At 73.5% G+C, this 23,986-nt stretch carries 21 protein-coding genes; 10 read left to right on the top strand and 11 right to left on the bottom strand.

The genetic code is table 11. The annotated features are described in order from the left end of the window. Positions 1-103: 103 nt before the first annotated feature. The 4 genes from BLU42_RS05295 (at position 104) to BLU42_RS05280 (ending at position 3,536) form a co-directional block, all read left to right on the top strand. Positions 104-913, top strand: coding sequence for an amino acid ABC transporter ATP-binding protein (locus BLU42_RS05295; protein WP_091073556.1), 810 nt, complete (start codon positions 104-106; stop codon positions 911-913). A gap of 108 nt (positions 914-1,021) precedes the next feature. Next, the gene (locus BLU42_RS05290; protein ID WP_091079483.1) at positions 1,022-1,876 is read left to right on the top strand and encodes a glutamate ABC transporter substrate-binding protein; all 855 of its coding nucleotides are present in this window, start codon (positions 1,022-1,024) and stop codon (positions 1,874-1,876) included. A gap of 68 nt (positions 1,877-1,944) precedes the next feature. Beyond that, positions 1,945-2,634, top strand: coding sequence for an amino acid ABC transporter permease (locus BLU42_RS05285; protein ID WP_091073555.1), 690 nt, complete (start codon positions 1,945-1,947; stop codon positions 2,632-2,634). Further along, the gene (locus tag BLU42_RS05280) at positions 2,631-3,536 is read left to right on the top strand and encodes an amino acid ABC transporter permease (protein WP_091073554.1); all 906 of its coding nucleotides are present in this window, start codon (positions 2,631-2,633) and stop codon (positions 3,534-3,536) included. Before BLU42_RS05285 ends, BLU42_RS05280 begins: the two co-directional genes overlap by 4 nt. Positions 3,537-3,548: 12 nt before the next feature. Here the strand turns inward: BLU42_RS05280 and rny are convergent, their stop codons facing one another. From rny to recA, 3 genes are all read right to left on the bottom strand, one after another. Beyond that, positions 3,549-5,255, bottom strand: coding sequence for a ribonuclease Y (gene rny, locus BLU42_RS05275; protein WP_091073553.1), 1,707 nt, complete (start codon positions 5,253-5,255; stop codon positions 3,549-3,551). Between the two features lie 346 nt (positions 5,256-5,601). Next, the gene (locus BLU42_RS20465) at positions 5,602-6,057 is read right to left on the bottom strand and encodes a regulatory protein RecX (RefSeq protein ID WP_157719785.1); all 456 of its coding nucleotides are present in this window, start codon (positions 6,055-6,057) and stop codon (positions 5,602-5,604) included. Positions 6,058-6,481: 424 nt separating this feature from the next. Next, positions 6,482-7,528: a recombinase RecA gene (recA, locus tag BLU42_RS05265; protein ID WP_091073551.1), complete on the bottom strand. Its 1,047-nt coding sequence runs from the start codon at positions 7,526-7,528 to the stop codon at positions 6,482-6,484. Between the two features lie 268 nt (positions 7,529-7,796). On the opposite strand from recA, the gene BLU42_RS05260 reads away from it, so the two are divergent. Then, positions 7,797-8,387 (top strand): TIGR03086 family metal-binding protein, encoded by a 591-nt coding sequence (locus BLU42_RS05260; RefSeq protein WP_091073550.1) that lies wholly within the window; start codon positions 7,797-7,799, stop codon positions 8,385-8,387. A 19-nt stretch (positions 8,388-8,406) separates the two neighbouring features. On the opposite strand, the gene BLU42_RS05255 is transcribed toward BLU42_RS05260, so the two are convergent. Continuing rightward, positions 8,407-8,601, bottom strand: coding sequence for a DUF3046 domain-containing protein (locus BLU42_RS05255; protein ID WP_091073549.1), 195 nt, complete (start codon positions 8,599-8,601; stop codon positions 8,407-8,409). Between the two features lie 113 nt (positions 8,602-8,714). On the opposite strand from BLU42_RS05255, the gene BLU42_RS05250 reads away from it, so the two are divergent. Together BLU42_RS05250 and BLU42_RS05245 are read left to right on the top strand one after the other, a co-directional pair. Then, the gene (locus BLU42_RS05250; RefSeq protein ID WP_091073548.1) at positions 8,715-13,421 is read left to right on the top strand and encodes an ATP-dependent helicase; all 4,707 of its coding nucleotides are present in this window, start codon (positions 8,715-8,717) and stop codon (positions 13,419-13,421) included. Between the two features lie 142 nt (positions 13,422-13,563). Continuing rightward, positions 13,564-14,535, top strand: coding sequence for an IS481 family transposase (locus BLU42_RS05245; protein ID WP_091079479.1), 972 nt, complete (start codon positions 13,564-13,566; stop codon positions 14,533-14,535). A gap of 10 nt (positions 14,536-14,545) precedes the next feature. Here the strand turns inward: BLU42_RS05245 and BLU42_RS05240 are convergent, their stop codons facing one another. The 4 genes from BLU42_RS05240 to rimO are packed head-to-tail and all read right to left on the bottom strand — an operon-like array spanning position 14,546 to position 17,487. Next, entirely contained in the window at positions 14,546-14,863 is a 318-nt protein-coding gene (locus BLU42_RS05240; protein ID WP_091073547.1) for a helix-turn-helix domain-containing protein, read from the bottom strand. Positions 14,864-14,909: 46 nt separating this feature from the next. After that, the gene (locus BLU42_RS05235; RefSeq protein WP_091073546.1) at positions 14,910-15,401 is read right to left on the bottom strand and encodes a CinA family protein; all 492 of its coding nucleotides are present in this window, start codon (positions 15,399-15,401) and stop codon (positions 14,910-14,912) included. Continuing rightward, positions 15,398-16,003 carry a CDP-diacylglycerol--glycerol-3-phosphate 3-phosphatidyltransferase gene (pgsA, locus tag BLU42_RS05230; RefSeq protein WP_091073545.1) on the bottom strand — a complete coding sequence of 202 codons (606 nt, stop codon included), beginning with the start codon at positions 16,001-16,003 and terminating at the stop codon, positions 15,398-15,400. The genes BLU42_RS05235 and pgsA overlap by 4 nt, the downstream gene beginning before the upstream one ends. Continuing rightward, complete coding sequence (gene rimO, locus BLU42_RS05225) at positions 16,000-17,487, bottom strand: 30S ribosomal protein S12 methylthiotransferase RimO (protein ID WP_091073544.1); 1,488 nt, start codon at positions 17,485-17,487, stop codon at positions 16,000-16,002. Before rimO ends, pgsA begins: the two co-directional genes overlap by 4 nt. Positions 17,488-17,683: 196 nt before the next feature. On the opposite strand from rimO, the gene BLU42_RS05220 reads away from it, so the two are divergent. Then, positions 17,684-18,331 carry a DUF4232 domain-containing protein gene (locus BLU42_RS05220; RefSeq protein ID WP_091073543.1) on the top strand — a complete coding sequence of 216 codons (648 nt, stop codon included), beginning with the start codon at positions 17,684-17,686 and terminating at the stop codon, positions 18,329-18,331. A gap of 45 nt (positions 18,332-18,376) precedes the next feature. On the opposite strand, the gene BLU42_RS05215 is transcribed toward BLU42_RS05220, so the two are convergent. Genes BLU42_RS05215 through BLU42_RS05205 form a run of 3 tightly spaced genes read right to left on the bottom strand, consistent with a single transcriptional unit; the run spans position 18,377 to position 22,939 of the window. Beyond that, positions 18,377-21,058 (bottom strand): FtsK/SpoIIIE family DNA translocase, encoded by a 2,682-nt coding sequence (locus BLU42_RS05215; protein WP_091073542.1) that lies wholly within the window; start codon positions 21,056-21,058, stop codon positions 18,377-18,379. A gap of 59 nt (positions 21,059-21,117) precedes the next feature. Next, the gene (gene thiD, locus BLU42_RS05210) at positions 21,118-21,942 is read right to left on the bottom strand and encodes a bifunctional hydroxymethylpyrimidine kinase/phosphomethylpyrimidine kinase (RefSeq protein WP_091073541.1); all 825 of its coding nucleotides are present in this window, start codon (positions 21,940-21,942) and stop codon (positions 21,118-21,120) included. Positions 21,943-21,955: 13 nt separating this feature from the next. Beyond that, a complete protein-coding gene (locus tag BLU42_RS05205) occupies positions 21,956-22,939 on the bottom strand; it encodes a thiamine-phosphate kinase (protein WP_091073540.1) in 984 nt (327 codons plus the stop codon). 140 nt (positions 22,940-23,079) lie between these two features. Here BLU42_RS05205 and BLU42_RS05200 point away from each other — a divergent pair, with 140 nt between their 5' ends. Together BLU42_RS05200 and BLU42_RS05195 are read left to right on the top strand one after the other, a co-directional pair. Then, positions 23,080-23,316 (top strand): Lrp/AsnC family transcriptional regulator, encoded by a 237-nt coding sequence (locus tag BLU42_RS05200; RefSeq protein ID WP_091079475.1) that lies wholly within the window; start codon positions 23,080-23,082, stop codon positions 23,314-23,316. 217 nt (positions 23,317-23,533) lie between these two features. After that, positions 23,534-23,956, top strand: coding sequence for a DUF3515 domain-containing protein (locus BLU42_RS05195; protein WP_231918453.1), 423 nt, complete (start codon positions 23,534-23,536; stop codon positions 23,954-23,956). Positions 23,957-23,986: the final 30 nt, after the last annotated feature.

The raw sequence follows: 23,986 nt of genomic DNA, 5'->3' as shown, positions 1-23,986 counted from the left end.
AGCGCCTATACGCCGACCTCCGCGGTAACAATTGCGGTTCAACCCGGCTCCCGGACCGCGTGGGGATTGTTCGTACGGACCCCGGCACCACTAGGTTCGGACGATGGATGCCCCGGACCAGGCGGTCGAGACCGCCACGAACGAGGCCAGCACGGCGTCGCCGAGCCGACCCGTCGGCCCGCCGCTGGTGGTGCTGGAGGGCGTGGACAAGCACTTCGGCGACCTCCACGTGCTGCAGCACGTCGACCTGCAGATCGGCCGCGGCGAGGTCGTCGTCGTGCTCGGCCCCTCGGGCTCGGGCAAGTCCACCCTGTGCCGGGTGATCAACCGGCTGGAGACGATCGGCTCCGGCTCGATCACCGTCGACGGCCAGGAGCTGCCTGCGGAGGGTCGCGAGCTCGCCCGGCTGCGGGCCGACGTCGGCATGGTCTTCCAGTCCTTCAACCTCTTCGCCCACAAGACCGTGCTCGAGAACGTCATGCTCGGGCCGGTCAAGGTCCGCCGCCGGCCCGCCGCGGAGGCCCGCGAGCGCGCCCGCGAGCTGCTGCGGCGGGTGGGGGTGGAGTCGCAGGCCGACAAGTACCCCGCGCAGCTCTCCGGCGGCCAGCAGCAGCGGGTGGCGATCGCCCGCGCGCTGGCCATGGAGCCCAAGGTGATCCTCTTCGACGAGCCCACCTCGGCGCTCGACCCCGAGATGGTCAACGAGGTGCTCGACGTGATGGTCGGGCTGGCGAAGGCCGGCATGACCATGGTCGTCGTCACCCACGAGATGGGCTTCGCGCGGCGCGCCGCCCACCGCGTGGTCTTCATGGCCGACGGCAGGATCGTCGAGGAGGGCGATCCCGAGTCCTTCTTCACCGCCCCACGCACGGCGCGGGCGCAGGACTTCCTGAGCAAGATCCTCACCCACTAAGCCGGCCTGCGGGCTGCTCCCACGAGCGCGCCACCGGCGCGGCACCACCGACGACTGCGGGAGACCGGCGGACCGCCGGACCTCCCGCCCCCACAGCGGAGGCAGATGATGACCACCACCCAGAAGATCCTCGGCGTCGCCGCGGCGGCCGGGCTCGCCCTGACCATGGGCGCGTGCGCCCGCGCCGAGAACGCCGTGCCCGAGGGCGGGAGCGGCGGCGACGCCGGCTCCGGCGGCCCCGTGACGGTCGGCATCAAGTTCGACCAGCCGGGCCTCGGCCAGCAGATCGGCAGCGACTTCAAGGGCTTCGACGTCGAGGTCGCGCGCTACGTGGCCAAGGAGCTCGGCTACACCGACGTCACCTTCAAGGAGGCGCCGTCCGCGCAGCGCGAGACGCTGCTGCAGAGCGGCCAGGTCAAGATGATCTTCGCGACCTACTCGATCACCGACGACCGCAAGCAGAAGGTGTCCTTCGGCGGGCCGTACTTCGTGGCCGGGCAGGACCTGCTCGTGAAGTCCGACGACGCCTCGATCACCGGTCCGGACGCGCTGAACGGCAAGAAGCTCTGCTCGGTCACCGGGTCGACCTCGGCGCAGAAGGTCAAGGACCAGTTCGCCAGCTCGGTGCAGCTGCAGGAGTACGACACCTACTCCAAGTGCGTGGAGGCCCTGAACAGCGGGCGCATCGACGCGGTGACGACCGACAACGTCATCCTCGCCGGCTTCGCCGCGCAGCAGCAGTACCAGGGCAAGCTCAAGGTCGTCGGGCAGACGTTCTCGACGGAGAAGTACGGCGTCGGCCTCGCCAAGGGCGACACCGCGACGTGCGAGAAGGTCAACGCCGCGATCACCAAGATGGTCGACGACGGCTCCTGGCAGAAGGCCCTCGACGACACGGTCGGGGCGGCCGACTTCCAGCCCGACACGGCCACCAACCCGCCGAAGCCCGAGCCCTGCTCCTGACCCCGTAGGTCCTCCCCCGACGGGCGCCCGGCGGCGCCCGTCGGGGCTACCCAGCACCCGGAGGTGCGATGGACGCGATCACCACGCTGCTGCAGAGCTACGACGTGCCGGCGGCCTTCTGGATGACGGTCAAGCTGACCGTCCTGTCCGCGCTCGGCGCGCTGGTCGTGGGCACGGTCGTCGCCGTGTGCCGGGTCTCTCCCGTCGGCGTGCTGCGCGGCTTCGGGACCGCGTACGTGACGCTGGTCCGCAACACGCCGCTGACGCTGATCGTCTTCTTCTGCGCGTTCGGGCTGCTGAACACGCTCAACCTCAGCCTCGCCCCGGCCGGCTCGCCGACCGAGGTCGTCGACAACAACTTCCGCTACGGCGTCGTCGCGCTGTCGGTCTACCACGCGTCCTTCGTGGCCGAGGCGCTGCGCAGCGGCATCAACACGGTGCCGCAGGGCCAGGCCGAGGCGGCGCGGGCCATCGGGCTGGAGTTCGGGGCGTCGCTGCGCGAGGTGATCCTGCCGCAGGCCTTCCGCGGCGCCATCGCGCCGCTCGGCAACACCCTGATCGCCCTGACCAAGAACACGACCGTCGTCGCGACGATCGGCGTCGCCGAGCTCGCGTACCTGATGCGCGGCATGATCGAGTTCAACCCGTCGCTGCTCTACGCGATCTTCCTGCTGGTGGCCGCCTGCTTCGTGCTGCTGACGCTGCCGACCGGGTTGCTGTTCACCGCGCTCTCGCGGCGGCTGGTGGTGCAGCGATGAGCGTCCCCGCCGTCCTCTTCGACGAGCCCGGGCCGCGTGCTCGGGCCCGGCACCGCGTCCTCGGGGTCGTCGGCGCCCTCGTCATCCTCGCGCTGCTCGCCCTGGTCGTGCGCGGGCTGGCCGACCCCGACAATAGCCAGCTGACCGCCGAGAAGTGGAGCCCCTTCCTCGACGGCGAGACCTGGACTGCCTACCTGCTCCCCGGCCTGGCCGCCACGCTCAAGGCGGCCGGGGCCGCGGTCGTCCTCTCCGGCGTCCTCGGCGTGCTGCTCGGCCTCGGCCGGCTGTCGCAGGCCCGCGTCGTCCGGGGCGTGTGCGGGGCCCTCGTGGAGTTCCTGCGCTCGGTCCCCGTGCTCGTGATGATGCTCTTCGTCTACTACTTCTGCATCTTCGTGCTGGGGGTGCTGGGCGACACCTCGACGTTCGTCGGGGTGGTCGGCGGCCTGACGCTCTACAACTCCGCCGTCATCGCCGAGCTGATCCGCTCGGGGGTCTTCGCGCTGCCCAGGGGCCAGCGTGAGGCCGGCCTCGCCATCGGCCTCACCCCGCGCCAGACGCTGGTGACGGTGCTCCTGCCCCAGGCGGTCACGGCGATGCTGCCCTCGCTGATCAGCCAGCTCGTCGTGATCCTCAAGGACACCGCGCTGGGCTACATCATCAGCTACACCGACCTGCTGCGCTCCGGCACGACGCTGTCGTCGGCGTACGGCAACCTCATCCCGACCCTGATCGTGGTCGCCATCATGTTCATCGTCATCAACTACGCGCTGAGCCTGGTCGCCCGCCTCGTCGAACGGCGGCTGCAGACGGCTCGTCGCAGCCCGCGGCCGGTCGACGGCGCGGTGCCACCGGGCGCGGTCGACGCGCCGACCGCGGTGCCCGACGGCACCGCGGTCCGCTGAGGCCCTCGGGCCTCAGCGGGCGGTCTCGGTCGCCCGGGACTCGCGCACGACGACGACCTTGATCTGCCCGGGGTAGGTCAGGTCCTCCTCGATCTGCTTCGCGATGTCGCGGGCGAGGACCTGCGCCGCGATGTCGTCGATCTCCTCGGGCGCGACCATCACCCGGATCTCGCGGCCGGCCTGCATGGCGAAGACCTTCTCGACGCCCTCGTGGACGCCCGCGATCTGCTCCAGCTTCTCCAGCCGCTGCACGTACGCCTCGAGGCTCTCCCGCCGCGCGCCGGGACGGCCCCCGCTGATGGCGTCCGCGGCCTGGGTCAGCACGGCCTCGACCGTGCGCACCTCGACCTCGTTGTGGTGGGCCTCGATGGCGTGCACGACGTCGGCGTTCTCGCCGTAGCGGCGGGCCAGGTCGGCGCCGACCAGCGCGTGCGACCCCTCGACCTCGTGGGTCAGGGCCTTGCCGATGTCGTGGAGGAAGGCCGAGCGCTTGCACTGGGCGACGTCGAGGCCCAGCTCGCCGGCCATCAGGCCGGCGATGTGGGCGCACTCGACCAGGTGCTTGAGGACGTTCTGGCCGTACGAGGTGCGGTAGCGCAGCGTGCCCAGGATCGGCACCAGGGCCGGGTGGAGGTCGGTGATGCCGACCTCGGTCATGGCGTCCTCCGCGGCCTGCAGGCACAGGGCCTCGATCTGGCTGCGGCTGCGCTCGTGCACCTCCTCGATGCGTGCGGGGTGGATCCGCCCGTCCTTGACGAGCTCGCTCAACGTCAGCCGCGCCGTCTCGCGCCGCACCGGGTCGAAGCAGGAGAGCAGCACCGACTCGGGGGTGTCGTCGATCATCACGTTGACGCCCGTCACCTGCTCGAAGGCACGGATGTTGCGACCCTCGCGGCCGATGATCCGGCCCTTCATCTCGTCGCCGGGCAGGTGCACGGCGGAGACCACCGACTCCGAGGTCTGGTCGGAGGCGACCCGCTGGATCGCGCCGACGACGATGTTCCGGGCCCGCTCGTCGGCCTCGCGCAGGGCCTTGCGCTCGATCTCGCGGGCGACCAGGACGGCCTGCCGCTTGGCCTCGTGCTCGACGCCCGCGACGAGCTCGGCCTTGGCCTGCTCCGAGGTCAGTCCGGCGACCCGCTCGAGGGCGGCCAGCCGCTCGGCCTCGGCGTCCTCGAGCCGACGTCGGCGCTCCTCGAGCTCGGCCCGAGTCTGGTCGACCGCGCCGACCTGGTCGCTGAGCGAGTGCAGCTCGACGTCCAGGCGCTCCTCACGCTCGGCCAGCCGGTGCTCGCGGCGCTCGACGTCGGAACGCTGGGCCCGCAGCTCGTCGCGACGCGCCTGCGTCTGCTCCTCGAGCGCCGCCTTGGCCTGGTCGAGCGAGGCGAGCAGCTGCGAGGCCCGCTCGGCCTCCTGCGCGCTCGCGGCACGGGCCTCGGCCAGCGCAGCGACCTCGGCCGCCGTCGGGTGCGGGGCGGGGACGTCCACCGGCTCGGCCGACCGCTCGGCCGCTGGCCGCTCGACGGCCGTCGGCTCGGACGCCTGGACAGCCTCGTCGGCGGGCTGACCCTGGTGGGCCGGCTCGACGGGCAGCTGCGGCTGCGTGATCGGGCCGAGCGCCCGCGGGCGCCTCAGCAGGACGACGGCGACGACCGCCACCACCACGACGACGACCAGCAGCAGGACGAGGACGAGAGCCTGGAACGCTCCACCCGTCATGACGACTCCCTCCCCGCGCGCGTACGCGCACCAACGAGGCATTCGTCAGCGCCCACCGCGCCACCCGTCCCCGGGAGCATCTCCCCCGGGCGGGCACCGCGGCACCGTCACCTATCTCGACCCGCACCAGCGGGAGAAAACCACTCCGCGGATCCCTCGGGGGATCCACGACCACACACGAAAACAGTCAGATCAAGCGTGCAGAACACCTCGTCTTGGCAGGTTAGGTCCGGGCCCATACCGGGTCAAGCACCGACGGGCCCGGCCACCCGGCCGGTCGCCCTGGGGCCGCCTCCGGTCGCGGCCGGAGCCGCAGCCCGACCACGCGTCCGTCCCTCACGGCTGCTCAGTCCGCGCGCGAGCCCTCGCGGAGCTCGTCGAGGACCTCGCTGATCACCTGCACGGTGACCGAGGACGAGAAGCCTCGGCGGGCCAGCACCCCGCCGAGCCGGCGGTAGGCGACGTCCCGCTCCAGCCCGGCCATCGAGGCCGCCCGACGCCGGGCCAGGTCGAGCGCCGCCCGGTGCTCGTCGTCGACCTCCACGCCCGAGAGCGCGTCGTCGATGAGGTCGCGGTCGACCCCCTTGGTCTGCAGCTCGCGCCGCAGGGCGGTCCGGCTCAGGTGCCGCCGCTGCTGGCGCGACGCCACCCAGTCGTGGGCGAAGGTCGCGTCGTCGACCAGCCCGACCTCGGTCATCCGGTCGAGCACAGCGTTCGCCGCCGCCTCCGGGACCTCCCGCGTCTTCAGCGCCCGCGCCAGCTCGGTCCTGGTCCTCGCCTGCGCCGCCAGCTTGCGCAGCACGATGGTCCGCGCGACCTCCTCGGGGTCGGCGTCCGGGTCGAGCCCGCCAGGTCCGCGGGCCGGTCGCTCGTGGTCACGTCCGCCGTCGTCCCCGGCAGCCCTGCCGCGACCGCCCCGCCGGCCGCCGCGACCACGACGAGCGGAAGGAACGTCGGTGTCGTCGATGTCGTCGTCGTTCGTGCCGCCGTCGGGACCGACGGCCCAGACCCCGCCCTCGACGCCCGTCGCGCCCGCACCCTCGACACCGCGTCGAGGGTCAGCACGAACCTGACCCTCGACCTCGAGCCGAGGGTCAGCAGCCCCACGGGAACCGCCTGACGACGGCGGGGGCTCCACCCCGTGGCTGAGGAGCCAGTCCCGCGCGAGACCGACCTGGTCGGCCGCGCGGGACGGCTCTCGCAAGTCGTCCCCGCTGCCCACCGGCCTAGAACTCCACCTCGCCGGTCACCGGGTCGACCCCGGCGGGGGCGTCGACCCGCGGGCCGATGCCCATCTTCTCCTTGATCTTCTTCTCGAGCTCGTCGGCGAGGTCGGGGTTGGTCTTGAGGTAGGTGCGGGCGTTCTCCTTGCCCTGACCCAGCTGGTCGGCCTCGTAGGTGAACCACGCGCCGGCCTTGCGGACGATGCCGCAGTCGACGCCGAGGTCGATCAGGCTGCCCTCGCGGCTGATCCCCTTGCCGTAGAGGATGTCGAACTCGGCCTGCTTGAAGGGCGGGGCCACCTTGTTCTTGACGACCTTGACCCGGGTCCGGTTGCCGACCATCTCCTGGCCGTCCTTGAGGGTCTCGATGCGGCGCACGTCGAGGCGGATCGAGGAGTAGAACTTGAGCGCGCGACCACCGGTGGTGGTCTCGGGCGAGCCGAACATCACCCCGATCTTCTCGCGCAGCTGGTTGATGAAGATGGCGGTCGTGCCCGCACCGCTCAGCGCGCCGGTCATCTTGCGGAGCGCCTGGCTCATGAGCCGGGCCTGCAGACCGACGTGGCTGTCACCCATCTCGCCCTCGATCTCGGCACGCGGGGTGAGCGCGGCGACCGAGTCGATGACGATCAGCGCGAGGGCACCGGAGCGCACGAGCATGTCGGCGATCTCGAGGGCCTGCTCGCCGTTGTCCGGCTGGCTGACCAGCAGCGAGTCGGTGTCGACGCCCAGCCGGGCGGCGTAGTCGGGGTCGAGCGCGTGCTCGGCGTCGATGAAGGCGCAGATGCCGCCGGCGGCCTGGGCGTTGGCGATCGCGTGGAGGGCGACCGTCGTCTTTCCGCTCGACTCCGGGCCGTAGATCTCGATGACGCGGCCACGGGGCAGCCCGCCGATGCCGAGGGCGACGTCGAGGGCGATCGAGCCGGTAGGGATCACCTCGATCGGGGCGCGCACCTCGTCGCCGAGGCGCATGACGGAGCCCTTGCCGTACTGCTTGTCGATCTGCGCGAGTGCTGACTCGAGTGCCTTGTCGCGGTCACCTGCGGCCATCGTGGTCCTCTTTCTTCGCCCGTGGGCCTCGTGTCGTCGCCTCGCGGCGTGACTGCTGTGCTCGTTGTCAGGGACTGTAAGGACGGGCACTGACAATCGGCCGCCCTCGGCACCCGCCCTGTGGAGAACTCCCCGGTGCGGTGCCGGACGGTGGACAACTTACCGAACACGTGTTCGAGGGGCCAGCACGACACGCAGGGGTCGCCGGACGTCCACCGACCTGCGCCCGGCCGTTGCCGAGCGCGCCCCGAAGGTCCACGATGCTGGCATGAGCAGCAGCCACCCGGACGCCGTCGGAGGAGTCTGCGACGCCGTCGCCGCCGTCCTGCTCGACCCTCCACCGCAGGCGCTCGATTCACCCACCCCGTGCTCCGGGTTCGACCTGCGCGCCCTCGTGGAGCACTTCGTGGGCACGAGCGGCGCGCTCGCCCGCCTCGGGCTCGACCGGCCGCTCGACCCCGACGACCCCTGGGGCGGCGGTGCGGGCTCCGCGGAGGGCGACTGGGCGGCCCTCCTGCGCGGGAACCTCGCCGACCTCGCCCGCGGCTGGGGCCGGCCGGAGGCGTGGTCCGGCGAGGCGCAGGTCGGCGGCTCGCGGCTCCCGCGCGCGATGCTCGGCGAGATGGCCCTGGTCGAGGTCGCAGCGCACGGCTGGGACGTCGCCCGGGCGCTCGGACGGACGCTCGAGCTCCCCCCGCCCGCGGCGGAGCGCGTCGAGCAGGCGGTGGCGGCGACGGCCGTGCTGGGCCGGCAGATGGGCGCGTACGGCCCGGAGATGGAGGTGCCCGCCGACGCACCCGCCCTCGACCGGGCGCTCGCGCAGGCCGGGCGGGACCCGCGCTGGTCACCGGCCGGCTGAGCGCCGGGCCGTGCGGGCCCTAGCGCTCCGTCGGCGGCAGGTCCAGCGCCGCCCAGGCGGCGCGCCAGATGTCCTTGAAGGGCACTCCGGCGGCGATCGCCTCGACGACCGTCCGCCCGCCGACCTCGCCGAGGTTGTGCTCCGCGGCCCAGACGCGGTAGTAACCCGCCCCCAGGTGCTGCTGCAGGCGTGCCCACAGCTCGGTCTCCTTCATCGCACCCCCTCGACCCCGGCTCCCTGGTCGCCGGCGGGACCCCACCGTAGCCGCGGCGGCGGCCGCGGGGCGCGCGCCGCCGAACTGTCGGAAGCCCCGGGCAAGATGGACGCGTGACCTCGACGACCGCGCCCGCCCAGCCGCTGGACGGCTTCACGCCGGCGACGTCGACGTGGTTCCGCGAGGTCTTCGCCGAGCCCACCGGCGCCCAGCAGGGCGCCTGGAGCAGCATCGCCGCCGGACGCAACGCGCTCGTCGTCGCCCCGACCGGGTCGGGCAAGACCCTGGCCGCCTTCCTCTGGGCGATCGACGAGCTCACCCGCGAGCCGGTCCCGGAGCCCAAGGAGCGCTGCCGCGTCCTCTACGTCTCCCCGCTCAAGGCGCTGGCCGTCGACGTCGAGCGCAACCTGCGGGCCCCGCTGACCGGCATCACCCAGACCGCCGTCCGTCTGGGCCAGACGCCGCCGAGCGTGACGGTCGGGGTGCGCAGCGGGGACACGAGCCCGGCCGAGCGGCGCGCCATCGCCAGCCGCCCGCCGGACATCCTGATCACCACCCCCGAGTCGCTGTTCCTGATGCTCACCTCCTCCGCGCGCGACGTGCTGCGCTCGGTCCGCACGGTGATCGTCGACGAGGTGCACGCGCTGGCCGGGAGCAAGCGCGGCGCCCACCTCGCCGTCTCGATCGAGCGGCTCGAGGCGCTCGTGTCCGAGTCCGGGGCGGAGCGGCCGCTGCAGCGCATCGGCCTGTCGGCCACCGTCCGGCCCGCCTCCCGGGTCGCGGCCTACCTGGGCGGGCCCTACGACGTCGACGTCGTCGCCCCGCCCGCGGAGAAGCGCTGGGACCTCGACATCGTCGTGCCCGTCGAGGACATGAGCGACCTCGGCGCCTCCTCCGCGCCCGGCCAGGTGTCGCTGGACTCCGAGCAGCCCGCCCGCGCGCCGTCGATCTGGCCCCACGTGGAGAACCGGATCCTCGACGTCATCGAGGGCCACCGCTCGACGATCGTCTTCGCCAACTCCCGCCGCCTGGCGGAGCGGCTCACGTCCCACCTCAACGAGCTCCACGCCGAGCGGCTGGAGGCGGCCGCCGCCGAGAGCGACCCGGGCGGGGCGACCGGGGACGACGACGGCAGCGACGAGGGCGAGCGCGGCGAGGGCGGCACGGTCGCCGCGACGTCGGCGAGCCGTGCGGGCGGCCCCGCGCGGCCGATGCGCAGCCCCGCCCAGGTGATGGCGCAGTCGGGGGCGTCGTCCGGCCACGACGGCACCTTCGCCCCCGTGGTGGCACGGGCGCACCACGGCTCGGTGAGCAAGGAGCAGCGCGCGCAGATCGAGGCCGACCTCAAGTCCGGCCAGCTCCCCTGCGTCGTCGCCACCTCCTCCCTCGAGCTCGGCATCGACATGGGTGCCGTCGACGTCGTCGTCCAGGTCGAGGCCCCGCCGTCGGTGGCCAGCGGGCTGCAGCGCGTCGGCCGCGCCGGGCACCAGGTCGGCGCGGTCTCGCGCGGCGTGTTCTTCCCCAACCACAGGGGCGACCTCATCGAGTCGGCGGTCGTCGTGGAGCGCATGCGCCAGGGTGCCATCGAGGAGGTGGCCGAGCTGCGCAACCCGCTCGACGTCCTCGCCCAGCAGATCGTCGCGGCCGTGGCGATGGAGGAGGCGAAGGTCGACGAGCTGTACGCCCTCGTCCGTCGGGCGGGGGTGTTCCGCGACCTGCCCTGGAGCGCGTACGAGTCCGTGCTCGACATGCTCAGCGGTCGCTACCCGTCGGAGGACTTCGCCGAGCTGCGCCCGCGCGTGGTCTGGCAGCGCGACACCGGCGTGCTCACCGCACGTCCGGGCGCCCAGCGGCTGGCCGTCACCTCGGGCGGCACGATCCCCGACCGAGGCATGTTCGGCGTCTTCCTGGTCGGCGAGGGGAACGCGTCGGGCAAGCACGAGCCCGGCCGCCGGGTCGGCGAGCTGGACGAGGAGATGGTCTACGAGACCCGCGTCAGCGACGTCTTCACCCTCGGCACGACGAGCTGGCGGGTCGAGGGCATCACGCACGACCAGGTGCTCGTCTCCCCCGCGCCCGGCGTGCCCGGCCGGCTGCCCTTCTGGAAGGGCGACGCGCCCGGGCGCCCGCTGGAGCTGGGTCGCGCGTTCGGCGCCTTCGTCCGCGAGGTCGGCGGCCTCGCCCCCGAGCGGGCCGAGGCACGCCTGGCCGAGGCCGGGCTCGACGACTGGGCCGCGGGCAACCTGCTGACCTACCTGCGCGAGCAGCAGTCCGCCACGGGTTCGCTGCCGACCGACTCCACCATCGTCTTCGAGCGGTTCCGCGACGAGCTGGGCGACTGGCGGGTGTGCGTGCACTGCGCGCTGGGGACGGGCGTGCTGACGCCGTGGGCACTCGCCGTCGAGCGCGCGGCGCGTGAGCGCTACGGGATCGAGGTCCAGGCGACCGCGACCAACGACGGCATGGTGCTGCGCGTGCCCGACACCGAGTCGGCGCCGCCGGGCGCGGACCTGATCGTGCTCGACCCCGAGACGATCGAGAGCGTGGTCACCGACGAGGTCGGCGGCTCCGCGCTCTTCGCGTCGCGGTTCCGGGAGTGCGCGGCGCGGGCGCTGCTGCTGCCCCGGCGCGACCCCAAGTCGCGCTCCCCGCTGTGGCAGCAGCGGATGCGCTCGGCACAGCTGCTCACCGTCGCGGCGCAGTACCCGGAGTTCCCGATCGTGCTCGAGACGATGCGCGAGTGCCTCACCGACGTCTTCGACCTCGACGGGCTGCTCGAGGTGCAGCGCCAGATGGCGGCCCGGTCGGTCCGCGTGGTCGAGGTGGAGACGCCCGAGGCCTCGCCCTTCGCGCGCTCGCTGCTCTTCGGCTACGTCGGCGCCTTCGTCTACGAGGGCGACGTGCCGCTGGCGGAGAAGAAGGCCGCGGCGCTGTCGCTCGACGCCACGCTGCTCGCCGAGCTGCTCGGCAAGGACGGGCTCAAGCAGCTGCTCGACGGCGACGTGATCGCGAGCACGGAGGCCGACCTGCAGGGCCTCAGCGCCGAGCGGCAGGCGACCGACGCCGAGCGCCTGTACGACCTCGTGCGCACAGCCGGCCCGTTCACCCTGGCCGAGCTGCGACTGCGGTGCGCCGAGGGCTTCGACCCGGCGCCGGCGGTGGAGACGCTGGTGCTCGACCGACGGCTGGTCGAGGTGCGGATCGCGGGCCAGCCCATGGTCGCCGTGTCCGAGGACGTCCCGCGCCTGCGCGACGGGCTGGGCGTACCCGTGCCGCCCGGCGTCGCCGCGAGCTTCACCGAGGTGTCGGCGCACCCGATCGAGGACCTCGTGCTGCGCTGGGCGCGCACCCACGGGCCGTTCCTCGCCTCGACGGTCGCCACGCGCTACGGCCTGGGCCGCGCCGTCGTCGAGTCGGCCTGCGACGCGCTGGTCGCCTCCGGCACGGTCGTGGCGGGCTCCTTCGTCGAGCTCGGCGACTCCGAGGCCGACCGCCGCCAGTACTGCCACGGCAAGGTGCTCGCGCTCGTCAAGCGCCGCACGCTCGCGGCGCTGCGCCGCGAGGTCGAGCCGGTCGAGCAGGTGGCCTTCAGCCGGTTCCTGACCGAGTGGCAGGGCGTCGGGTCGGGCAACCGCGGCACCGACGCCGTGCTGGCCGTCCTCGAGCAGCTGGACGGCTGCGCGGTGCCCGCGAGCGCCGTCGAGACGCTCGTGCTGCCGGCACGGGTGGCCGACTACCGCCCGGCGATGCTCGACGAGCTCATGACCGCCGGCGAGGTCGGCTGGGTGGGCGACGGCGCCATCGGGGACAACGACGGGTGGGTGCGCTTCGTCGTCGGCGGCAGCGAACCGCCACCCGCCGGGGCCGAGCCTTCGCACTACCGCGGCCAGGAGCTGCTCGCCGCGCTCGACGCCGGCGGGGCCCGCTTCTTCGACGCGATCCTGCCCGTCGGCGTGACCGACCGGGCCGAGTACACGGCCGCGCTGTGGGACCTCGCCTGGGCCGGGCTGGTCGCGTCCGACACGTTCAACCCCGTCCGCGCCCTCGTCTCGGGCGGCGGCGCCCACCGCAAGCCGTCACGACCTGCGGTGCGGACCCACCGCGCCCGGCTCAGCGGGCAGGGCCTGCGGCGTCCGACCCGCGCGCCGCGGATCTCCTCGCCGGAGACCGCCGGACGCTGGTCGCTGGTGGAGCGGTCCCCCGGCACCCCGGCCGAGGCGCTCGCCGGTCACGTCTTCGGGCTGCTCGACCGCTACGGGGTCGTCACCCGCGGCACGGTGCTCACCGAGGACGTGGAGGGGGGCTTCGGGACGGCCTACCGGGCCATGGCGACCATGGAGGAGACCGGCCAGTGCCGGCGGGGCTACTTCGTCGAGGGCCTCGGCGCGGCGCAGTTCGCCCTCAGCGGCGCGGTCGACCGGCTCCGGGCCCAGCAGGGCGACCCCGAGGTCCCCACCGCCATGGTCCTGGCCGCGTGCGACCCGGCCAACGCGTACGGCGCCGCCCTGCCGTGGCCCGAGCGCGAGGGGCACCGGCCCGGCCGCAAGGCGGGCGCGCTCGTCGTCCTGGTCGATGGGGCGCTGGTCTTCTACGTCGAGCGCGGCGGCAAGACGCTGCTGTCCTTCTCCGAGGAGGAGCAGCGGCTCCGGCCGGCCGCCGTGGCCCTGGCCACCGCGGTCCAGCAGGGCCACCTGGGCAAGCTGACCGTGGAGCGTGCCGACGGCGGGCACGTCTTCGGCTCGGCCGGGGTGAGCGCGGCGCTGCAGGAGGCCGGCTTCCGGATGACGCCGCAGGGCCTGCGGCTGCGCCCGGGCGTCTGACGCCCTGGCCCGCCGTACCGGCTGGGCGGCCTAGGTGTACTGGGCCAGGACGTTGGTGACACTCGGTTCGAGTGCTTGACGTGAAGAGGACCTCCGAGTGCGGTGGGAGATGTGTCGTCTTCTACCGCTCGGAGGCCCTCAGGTGGCTCACGCTAACGCCCGGCTCAATCGTCATGGTCGGCTGCTGCTGATCGAACGCGTCGTCGTCCAGCACTGGCCCGTCGCCCACGCCGCGAAGGCGATGGGGATCTCGCGCCAGTGCGCCTATCGCTGGGTCCGCCGCTGGCGGGCCGAGGGCGACGCAGGGCTGCTCGATCGGTCTTCGCGCCCGCACCACAGCCCCGGCCAGACCCCGGCCGTGGTCGAGGAGGCGATCACGACCGACCGGGTCGAGTACCGCCGCGGGCCGGCGTGGATCGCCGCTCGGCACCCGGTCTGCGCCCGGACGGTGTCGCGGGTCCTGGTCCGTCACCAGCTGCCCAGGCTGGCCGTGCTGGACCCGGTCACCGGCGAGGTGATCCGCGCGTCGAAGACCACCGCCGTCCGCTACGAGAAGGACGCCCCGGGCGAGCTCGTCCACATGGACGTCAAGAAGATCGGCCGGATCCCCGCCGGCGGCGGCTGGCGCGCCCACGGGCGCCTCGCGACCAACAGCGACAAGCACAAGCGGGCCCTGATCGGCTACGACTACGTCCACTCGGTCGTCGATGACCACTCCCGGCTCGCCTACTCCGAAGTACTTACCGATGAGAAAGGCGTGACGTGCGCGGCGTTCCTCGAGCGCGCGCTGGCCTACTTAGCCGAGCGAGGAGTCGACCGAGTCGAGCGGCTGATGACCGACAACGCCTTCGCCTACCGCTACTCCCTCGTCACGGTCTGCGCCGAGCACGGAATCGCCCAGAAGTTCATCAAGCCGCACTGCCCCTGGCAGAACGGCAAGGCGGAGCGCTACAACCGCACCCTTGCCTCAGAGTGGGCCTACCGACAGGTTTGGACGTCGAACGCCGCCCGCGCTGCAGCGCTTGCTCCCTGGGTCGAGCACTACAACACTGAACGAGCCCACTCCGCACTCGATGGACTCACCCCACTCGCGCGACTGTCACCAACCTCATGACCGGGTACACCTAGGCGGCCTGGGCCATCGCCCGCACGTGCGGCAGGGCGGTGACGCGGCTGTCGATGCGCTCGACGGCCGCCATCTTCTCGCCCGTCAGGGTGAGCACCACCGAGAGCGGGAGGTCGAGGGCGGCGCAGATGGACGCGAGCAGCTCACTCGACGCCTCCTTCTGCCCCCGCTCGACCTCGGAGAGGTAGCCCAGGGAGACGCGCGCGGCCTTCGAGACCTCGCGCAGCGTGCGCCCCTGGTCGGTCCGGGCCTCGCGCAGCGACTCCCCGATCAGCTCACGGACCAGCACCTGCTTGACCGGCGTCGGAGACGACATGCAGAAACTGTACCCACCGGGTGGTCAGCGCCAGAGCGCACCACGCTCAACCCTCCGGACGGGCCTCGAGCAGCACGTCGGCGAGCGCCAGGAGCAGGTCCAGCACGGCCTCCACGCTCGCCGCGCGGACCGCCTCCCGGTCCCCGGTCAGGTGGAGCCGCCGGACCTCCGGCTCCTGACCCGAGAGCGCCGCGGCCACGTACACCTCGCCGACCGGGTGGCCGTCCTGCGGGCTCGGCCCGGCGACGCCCGTGGTGGCCAGACCGACGTCGGCCCCGCAGGCCCTCGCCACGCCGCGGGCGAGTGCCGCGGCCGTCTCCGGGGCCACCGGTCCGTGGGCGTCGAGGACGTCCGCGGGCACGCCGGCCAAGGTGGCCTTGAGGTCGGTGGCGTAGCAGACGACGCCGCCGCGGTAGACGTCGGAGGAGCCACCCACGGCGGTCAGCGCCGCACCCACGAGACCTCCGGTGAGGGACTCCGCGGTGGCCAGCGTCAGGCCGCGCGTCCGCAGCGCGGCGAGGACGGCCTCGGCGCTCACGCCCGCGTGGCGGAGCGGCGCAGCCGCAGGGCCGAGCGCACGTAGTTGGCGCCGGTCAGCACGGTCAGCACCAGCGCGGCGACCATCACGACCCAGCCGACGACGTGCAGCCAGCCCAGCCCGGCGACCATGGTGAGCGGGAGCAGGAACAGCGTGAGGGCCACGGCCTGCAGCAGCGTCTTGAGCTTGCCGCCGCGGTCGGCGGCGATCACGCCGTAGCGGATCACCACGAACCGCAGCACGGTGATCCCCCACTCGCGGACGAGGATCACGATCGTGATCCACCAGGGCAGCTCGCCCAGGACCGAGAGGCCGATGAAGGCCATCCCGGTGAGCGCCTTGTCGGCGATCGGGTCGGCGAGCTTGCCGAAGCTGGTAACGAGGTCGTACTTGCGCGCCAGCTTGCCGTCGAGGGCGTCGGTGAGGATGGCGACGACGAAGATCGCCGTCGAGGCGACCCGCCAGCCGACCGAGTCCGGGTGCGCCAGCAGCGCCCAGGCGAAGACCGGCACCATCACCAGCCGGAGCACGGTGAGGGCGTTCGGCACGTTCCAGGAGCTGACCCTGCGCGGCGCCGTCGGGGTCCCGGCGGTCGCGCTCATGCGACCGGACGGGCGACCAGGTCCGCCCCGTCGCTGCCGGTCACGACCGCGTCCACGAACTCACCCACGGTCCCAGCATGCCCCAGCGCGAGCGACACGGAACCGTCGACCTCGGGTCCCTGGTGGGCGGCGCGGCCCACGACGTCCGCGCCACCGGCGCGCGGCGTGACCTCCTCGACGAGGACGCGGACGGCCTCGCCGACCCGCTCCTCGGCACGCTGGGAGATCAACTCGTCGACCAGGTCGGCCGTCGCGGCGCGGCGGGCCTCCACCTCGTCCTCGTCGACCTGCCCGTCGAGGCGGGCCGCCTCGGTGCCGTCCTCGTCGGAGTAGCCGAAGACGCCGACCACGTCGAGCTGGGCGGCGACCAGGAAGTCCTGCAGGACCTGCACGTCGGCGTCGGTCTCCCCGGGGAAGCCGCAGATGACGTTGCTGCGGATACCGGCCGTGGGCTCCTTGGCGCGGATGCTCTCGACCAGGCCGAGGAAGGAGTCCGGGTCACCGAACCGCCGCATCCGGCGCAGCACACCCGGTGCCGCGTGCTGGAAGGACAGGTCGAAGTACGGGGCGACGTGCGGCAGCGAGGTCATGACCTCCACCAGGCCCGGTCGCATCTCCGCCGGCTGGAGGTAGGAGACGCGGACGCGCTCCAGGCCGTCGACCGCGCCAAGGTCGGCGAGCAGCGACTCCAGCAGCCGGATGTCGCCGAGGTCCTTGCCGTAGGAGGAGGTGTTCTCGCTGACCAGCATCACCTCGCGCACGCCCTGCTCGACGAGCCAGCGGGCCTCGGAGACGACCTCGGCCGGCGGGCGGGAGACGTACGCACCGCGGAAGGCGGGGATGGCGCAGAAGGCGCAGCGCCGGTCGCAGCCGGAGGCGATCTTGAGCGGGGCGTACGGGCTGCCGTTCAGGCGGCGCCGGAACGCCCGGGGGCCGCTGGCCGGCGCGACGCCCTCGGGCAGCGGCGGCGAGGCGGGGACGGGGTTGGAGGGGACGCCCGGGATCGCGGTGGTCCTCGCCGCGGCCCGTCGGGCGGCCGGGGCGAGCGGGAGCAGCGTGCGGCGGTCGCGCGGGACGTGGGTCTCGTGCTTGCCCCCGGCCAGGATGTGCTGCAGCCGGCCGGCCACGTCGGCGTAGTCGTCGAACCCGAGCACGGCGTCCGCCTCGGGCAGGGACTCGGCGAGCTCGGAGCCGTACCGCTCGGCCAGGCACCCCACCGCCACGACGGCCTGCGTCTTGCCGGCGCCCTTGAGGTCGGCGGCCTGGAGGAGCGTGTCGACGGAGTCCTTCTTGGCCGCCTCGACGAACCCGCAGGTGTTGACCATGACGGCGTCGGCGTCGGACGGGTCGTCGACCAGGCGGAAGCCGCCGTCCTCCAGCCGGGCGGCGAGCTCCTCGGAGTCGACCTCGTTGCGGGCGCACCCGAGGGTGACGAGGTGGACCGCGGTGAGCGGGGTGGGCGAGGTCGCGACGGCAGGAGGCATGACCGTCCCAGTATGACCGCTCGCGCCCGGTCCCCCGCCTCGGCGAGCCCGCGCACCGGGCTTGCACGGCCGCGCGGGGCCGCGAGACAGTCCCGCCCACGAGACCGGGCGCGACACGCTCCACGACGAGGCCGCTGCTCAGTCCGATGGGATTCGATGGACCTCGCCCGTCACCTCCGACCCAGGAGTCCCCCCGATGACACCGCACCCGTCCCCCGCCGTCCGTCCGCTGGCGCTGCTCGCGGCGAGCCTCGTGCTCGCCACGACCGCGTGCGGCACCGCGTCCGACCAGGACGGTGCGAGCCCCGCCCCGACCGTCACCGTCACCGCGTCGGCCCCGGCCTCGAGCCCCGCCGACGTGCCCTCGACGAGCAGCCCCCGGGCGTCCGCCGCGACGTCCACCCCGGGCACCGGCGGTTCACCCGGGACGGGCACGTGCACGGCCGAGGACCTGTCCGTGCGCTACGCCGACGACGCGGGCGGCGCCGGGGCGGGCAACGTCAACGGCACCTTCACCTTCACGAACCGTTCGTCGCAGCCCTGCACCCTGCGCGGCTTCCCGGGCGTCTCGTACGTGACCGGCAGCAAGGGCGAGCAGGTCGGCCAGGCCGCCACCCGCACCGACGACCCGGTGGCCACCAAGACCTTGGAGGCCGGCGGCAGCGTCAAGGCGTCCCTGCGGCGCAGCCAGCCGCGCAACTACGGCGACGCCTGCGACGAGACCGACGTCTCTGGGTTCCGCGTCTACGCGCCGGGTGACACCGGCGCCGTCTTCGTGACGTTCGAGACCACGGGGTGCAGGAGCGCGAACGCGCCGCTGCTGCAGGTCGGCCCGGTGCGCTGACCGGGCCGACGCCACCCGAGGACGGCGGAGAGCGAGACCTGCGGCTCAGCCGAGCCGCAGGTTCTCCACCACGTCGTCCAGCTCGTCAGGCTTGACCAGCACCTCGCGCGGCTTTGACCCCTCCGAGGGGCCCACGACCCCGCGGGTCTCGAGGATGTCCATGAGTCGCCCGGCCTTGGCGAAGCCGACGCGCAGCTTGCGCTGCAGCATCGAGGTCGAGCCGAGCTGCAGCGTCACCACGAGCTCGACGGCCTGGAGCACCAGGTCGAGGTCGTCGCCGATGTCCTCGGCGACCTTCGACGAGGCCTCGGGCGCCGCGGTGACGTCCTCGCGGTAGGTCGGCTTGAGCTGCTCGGTGACGTGCGTGACGACCGCGCGCACCTCCTGCTCGGTGACCCAGGCGCCCTGGATGCGGATCGCCTTGCTGGAGCCCATGGGCAGGAACAGCCCGTCGCCCTGGCCCACGAGCTTCTCCGCGCCCGGCTGGTCGAGGATGACGCGGGAGTCGGTCATCGACGACGTGGCGAACGCCAGCCGGCTCGGCACGTTGGCCTTGATGAGGCCGGTGACGACGTCGGTCGACGGGCGCTGGGTGGCCAGCACGAGGTGGATGCCGGCGGCGCGTGCGAGCTGGGTGATGCGGACGATCGAGTCCTCCACGTCGCGCGGCGCGACCATCATCAGGTCGGCGAGCTCGTCGACGATGACCAGCAGGTACGGGTACGGCTCGAGGACCCGCTCCGAGCCCGGCAGCGGCTTGACCCCGCCGCCCCGGACCGCCTTGTTGAAGTCGTCGATGTGCCGGAACCCGAACGCCGCCAGGTCGTCGTAGCGCATGTCCATCTCGCGCACGACCCACTGCAGCGCCTCCGCGGCCTTCTTGGCGTTGGTGATGATCGGCGTGACCAGGTGCGGCACGCCCTCGTAGATCGTCAGCTCGACGCGCTTGGGGTCGACCATCAGCATCCGGACCTCGTCCGGCGTCGAGCGCATGAGGATCGAGGTGATCATCGAGTTCACGAAGCTCGACTTGCCCGAGCCGGTGGCCCCGGCGACGAGCAGGTGGGGCATCTTGGCGAGGTTCGCGACGACGAACCCGCCCTCGACGTCCTTGCCCAGCCCGACGGTCATCGGGTGGTGGTCGCTGCGGGCCTTGGACGAGCGGATGACGTCGCCGAGGCTGACGACCTCCTTGTCGGTGTTCGGGATCTCGATGCCGATCGCCGACTTGCCGGGGATCGGCGACAGGATCCGCACGTCGGCGCTGGCGACGGCGTACGCGATGTTCTTGGAGAGGGCGGTGACCTTCTCGACCTTGACGGCCGGTCCGAGCTCGACCTCGTAGCGGGTGACCGTCGGGCCGCGGCTGTAGCCGGTGACCCGCGCATCGATCTCGAACTGGCTGAGCACCTCGGTCAGCCGGCCGACCACGGCGTCCGACGCCTCGGTGCGCGACTTGTGGACGCTGCCCGGCTTGAGGGTCTCGGAGTCGGGCAGCAGGTAGGTGACGTCGCCGGACAGCTGCAGCTGCTCGGCGCGCTGCGGGATCGGGCTGTGCGCCGGGGCCTCCAGCTCGGGGCTCTCGTGCACCACGAAGTCCTCGCCCGCCTCCGGCAGGGCCGTGGAGCCGTGGGCCTTGGGCAGGCCGGCGGTCACCGGCTTCTTGAGGACCTCGGTCGGCTCGGCGTCCGGGCCCCGGTCGTCCTCGGAGCGGTCCCCGTCGTGCCGGTCGTGCGGGTCGTGGAGGTCGATGTCGACCAGCGGGGCGACCGGCTCGGGCGGTCCGATGGCCTTGCGGCCCCGGCCCTTGCGCCGCGTCGTCGGCTCGCCGTCGTCGACGTGGTCGGTGACGACGGGCGTCTCGTACGCCTCGTCGACGCCGTACTCGAGGTCGTCGTCGTCGAGCACACGGCCCTCGACGGCCTCGGGGTCGGCGGTGAGGCGGGCCGTCGCCGTGCGCACCTGGTCGGCGAGCTCGTGCAGCGGGATGCCGACCACGACGAGGATGCCGAAGCCCAGCAGCAGCACCAGCAGGGGCACCGCGGCGTACACCGTCACCAGGTCGGACAGGATCGAGCTGGAGAGGTAGCCGAGGATGCCGCCGGCCTGGCGCAGCCGCTCGGGCTGGTCGGTGAGCGGCAGCCCCCGGGCGATGTTGATGAGGCCGAGCAGGCCGAAGAGGATGGCGCCCCACCCGACGACCTGCCGTCCCGCCGGACCGTTGTGGTCGGGGTGGCGCAGCGTCCGCCAGGCCATCGCGGCCAGCAGGATCGGCGCGAGCGCCGAGAGCCCGCCGATGATCGTCGAGACGCCGATGTCGACGACGTGGCCGAAGCGGCCCGGCAGCCCGAACCAGAACTCGGCCGCGATGACCACCGCGAGGCCGAGGATGAAGAGCCCGGCGCCGTCGCGGCGCAGGGCCGGGTCGAGGTCGCGGGCGCCGTGCCCGATCGCGCGGACCGCGCTGCCGACGCCGTGCGCCAGGCCGCGCCAGATCGCGACGAGGCCGCGCAGGAGGGTCGCGAGCAGCGACGGCTGCGGCGCGCGCCCCCGGGGGGCCGGGCGCCGGTTCGCCGGGCGCGACGAGCTCGACCGCCCTCCCGACGAGCTCGGTCGGGAGGAGGTGCTCTTGCTTCCGGACGCGCGCGGACGTGAGCTGGTGCTGCTCCGAGTGCTGGAGCCGGACCGGCTGGAAGTCCGCGCGGGGGAAGACGCGCGGGTCGCCATGGGTCGCACTCTAGGCGAGGACCACTTCCGTCACAGGCGCCACACGCGCGTCGCCCAGGTCAATCCGCGGGCCCGGCTCCCGGCAGCCGGTCGCGCAGCGCCCAGAGGTGGTCGGTCGGGCCGATGCCCGCGCCGAGCGCGAACCCGCCGGCGATCGCCCCCGTGACGTACGCCTTGGCCGCCCCGACCGCGCCCGGCACGTCGCCACCCAGCGCGAGCCGGCAGGCGATCGCCGAGGCGAGCGTGCAGCCGGTCCCGTGGGTGTGGGCGTTGTCGTCGCGTCCGGCGGTGAACGCGCGGTCGGGCTGGTCGTGCCCGACGAGGACGTCGGTCGGGTCGCCGTCGGCGTGGCCGCCCTTGACCAGGACCCACGCCGGGCCGAGGGCGAGCAGCGCGTGCCCGAGCCCGGCCTGGTCGGTCGCGGCGGGGCGCCCGGCGAGGGTCCGGGCCTCGTCGAGGTTCGGGGTCGCGACGGTCGCGAGCCCGAAGAGCCGCGTCCGGACCACGTCGAGCGCATCGTCGTCGATCAGCGCGTCGCCGTGCTTGCTCACCGCGACCGGGTCCAGGACGACGGGCACGCCGGGAGGCAGCGTCTCGAGCAGGTCGGCCACCAGGGCGCACGTCGCGGCCGACCCGAGCATCCCGACCTTGACCGCGTCGACGCCGATGTCGTCGACGACGCTGCGGAACTGCGCCTCGACGGCCGCCCCGGGCAGGCCCCACACGCCCTGCACGCCGACCGAGTTCTGCGCGGTGACCGCGGTCAGCACGCTCGTGCCGTGCACGCCGTGGGCGAGCATCGTCTTGAGGTCGGCCTGGATCCCCGCCCCGCCGCCGGAGTCCGACCCGGCGACCGTGAGGACGCGGGCCGTGGGCAGCGTCATCTCCGCAGCACCGTCACCGGCGCGCGCCGGGGCGGAAGTGGTCGAAGCCGGGCACGCCCGCGAACGACGACGAGTCGACGAGCACCCCCGGCCCGCCCTCGGCCGCCTCGGTCACGGCGCCGATCGTCGTCCAGCCCTCCGGCACGCTCCCGGGCGGGAACGTCGCGGCCAGCGCGTGGTCCTCCCCCCCGGTCAGCACGAGCAGGATCGGGTCGACCCGGGTGGCCGCGCCGACGGTCTCCAGCGTCTCGGGGATCTCGAACGCGTCGGTCGAGACGTCGATGCTCACGCCGGACGCACGCGCCACGTGGCCCAGGTCGGCCAGCAGTCCGTCGGAGACGTCGACCATCGAGCTCGCCCCGGCCCTCGCGGCGACCGCACCCTGGCCGTACGGGACCACCGGCACGCGCTGCACGTCGACGACCGCCCGCGGCGAGCGGAAGCCGCGGCCCAGGACCAGCAGGCCCGCCGCCGCCCAGCCGAGCCGACCCGCGTACGCGAGGACGTCGCCGGGACGCGCGCCGCTGCGACGGACGGGCGCGCGGCCGTCGAGCGTGCCGAGCGCGGTCACCGACAGGGTGACCTCCTTGGCGCGCGTGGTATCGCCGCCGAGCAGGTTCACCCCGGCCTCCGCGCACTCGGTGCGCAGGCCGCGGGCCAGGTCGAGCACCCAGCGCACCTCGGTGTCGCCGGGGGCGGAGAAGCCGACCACGACGCCCTGCGGACGCGCGCCCATGGCCTCGATGTCGGCGACGTTCACGGCGACGGCCTTGCGCCCGACGTCGCCGGGCCCGCTCCAGTCGCGGCGGAAGTGGACGCCCTCCACGAGCACGTCGGTCGACACGACGACCGAGCCGCCGACCGCGAGGACGGCGCCGTCGTCACCGGGACCGAGGAGCACCTCGTCGGACGCGGGCAGGTCGCGGACCAGCTCCGCGATCAGGGCGAACTCGCCCAGCTCCGCGAGCGTGGTCGGGCCGTTGCCACCCGGGCTCACGGGCTCTCGCCGTGCATCAGCGGAGCGCGTCGGCCTGTAGGTTGGCGCACACCGGTGAGCGTACGTGGTCGGCCGCCGGGCCGGGCAGCGGTGCTTCGTCGCTCCCGGACGCGCGGCTGCGAGAAGTGCGAGGCACCACCGTGGTCGTTCAGGCCTACATCCTGGTGCAGACCGTCGTCGGCAGGTCGACCGAGGTCCGGACCGAGATCAGCCGCATCTCCGGCGTCACCCTGGCCGAGGACGTCACAGGCCCGTACGACGTCGTCGTCCGCGCCGAGGCCGCCACGATGGACGAGCTCGGTGCGTTGGTCCTCAAGCGCGTCCAGAGCGTTCCCGGCATCACCAGGACGGTGACCTGCCCGGTCGTGCACGTCTGACCCGGCCGAAACGTCCAGTCGGGAGGAGGGCGTCATGCACCCCGGCCCTCACAACCATCCGCCCGGGCGCCGTGCACTCGTCTGCGTATCTCGCGTCCCCAGCGCCCGGGCTCCCGCCAGACCCATCCACGTTCGGGCCGGGGTGCATGACGCCCTCCTCCCGCCTTCGCCTCGTCGGCCGAGTCTGCTGCGCGCGGTCGGGCAGGGCGCTGTCCTGGTGACGTTGGCCACGCTCCTCGCGGGCTGCGGGAAGGTGGCGGTCGAGGAGCCGACGCCGGGGCCCGAGGTGGCGCAGGTGTGCGGAGCGGTCATGGCGGCGCTGCCGGAGGAGGTGCTGGACCAGGGTCGACGCAGCGTCGAGCCGGGCCTGCTGTCGGCGGCCTGGGGCAGGCCGGCGATCGTGCTGCGCTGCGGCGTCGCGGCGCCGCCCGGGCTGAGGGACGACAGCGAGTGCCTCGAGGTGAACGACGTCGGCTGGTACGCCGAGGAGGCGCAGGGCGGGATGATCTTCACGACCATCGGACGGCCGGCCTTCGTGGAGGTGTCGGTGCCGGCGAGGTTCGCGCCCGAGTCCGGCGCCCTTGCCGACCTGAGCGACGTGGTCTCGCAGCACGACCCGGTTGTCACGCCCTGCCAGTAGGGCTGCCTCGTCGGACCTGGCGCCGGTCTT

Source organism: Microlunatus sagamiharensis, from assembly GCF_900105785.1.
GTDB lineage: Bacteria > Actinomycetota > Actinomycetes > Propionibacteriales > Propionibacteriaceae > Microlunatus > Microlunatus sagamiharensis.
Note: the sequence above shows the minus strand (reverse complement) of the source record. Positions and strands in the feature narration are given on the sequence as shown.

Excerpts from the sequence above, each read along its gene's own strand:
- BLU42_RS05255 (WP_091073549.1), bottom strand. The coding sequence starts at position 8,601 with ATGAAGGAGACCGAGCTGTGGGCACGCCTGCAGCAGCACCTGGGGGCG.
- BLU42_RS05290 (WP_091079483.1), top strand. The coding sequence starts at position 1,022 with ATGACCACCACCCAGAAGATCCTCGGCGTCGCCGCGGCGGCCGGGCTC.
- pgsA (WP_091073545.1), bottom strand. The coding sequence starts at position 16,003 with ATGAGCGCGACCGCCGGGACCCCGACGGCGCCGCGCAGGGTCAGCTCC.
- BLU42_RS05220 (WP_091073543.1), top strand. The coding sequence starts at position 17,684 with ATGACACCGCACCCGTCCCCCGCCGTCCGTCCGCTGGCGCTGCTCGCG.
- BLU42_RS05260 (WP_091073550.1), top strand. The coding sequence starts at position 7,797 with ATGAGCAGCAGCCACCCGGACGCCGTCGGAGGAGTCTGCGACGCCGTC.
- BLU42_RS05215 (WP_091073542.1), bottom strand. The coding sequence starts at position 21,058 with ATGGCGACCCGCGCGTCTTCCCCCGCGCGGACTTCCAGCCGGTCCGGC.
- BLU42_RS05295 (WP_091073556.1), top strand. The coding sequence starts at position 104 with ATGGATGCCCCGGACCAGGCGGTCGAGACCGCCACGAACGAGGCCAGC.
- rimO (WP_091073544.1), bottom strand. The coding sequence starts at position 17,487 with ATGCCTCCTGCCGTCGCGACCTCGCCCACCCCGCTCACCGCGGTCCAC.
- recA (WP_091073551.1), bottom strand. The coding sequence starts at position 7,528 with ATGGCCGCAGGTGACCGCGACAAGGCACTCGAGTCAGCACTCGCGCAG.
- rny (WP_091073553.1), bottom strand. The coding sequence starts at position 5,255 with ATGACGGGTGGAGCGTTCCAGGCTCTCGTCCTCGTCCTGCTGCTGGTC.
- BLU42_RS05285 (WP_091073555.1), top strand. The coding sequence starts at position 1,945 with ATGGACGCGATCACCACGCTGCTGCAGAGCTACGACGTGCCGGCGGCC.
- BLU42_RS05240 (WP_091073547.1), bottom strand. The coding sequence starts at position 14,863 with ATGTCGTCTCCGACGCCGGTCAAGCAGGTGCTGGTCCGTGAGCTGATC.
- thiD (WP_091073541.1), bottom strand. The coding sequence starts at position 21,942 with ATGACGCTGCCCACGGCCCGCGTCCTCACGGTCGCCGGGTCGGACTCC.
- BLU42_RS05280 (WP_091073554.1), top strand. The coding sequence starts at position 2,631 with ATGAGCGTCCCCGCCGTCCTCTTCGACGAGCCCGGGCCGCGTGCTCGG.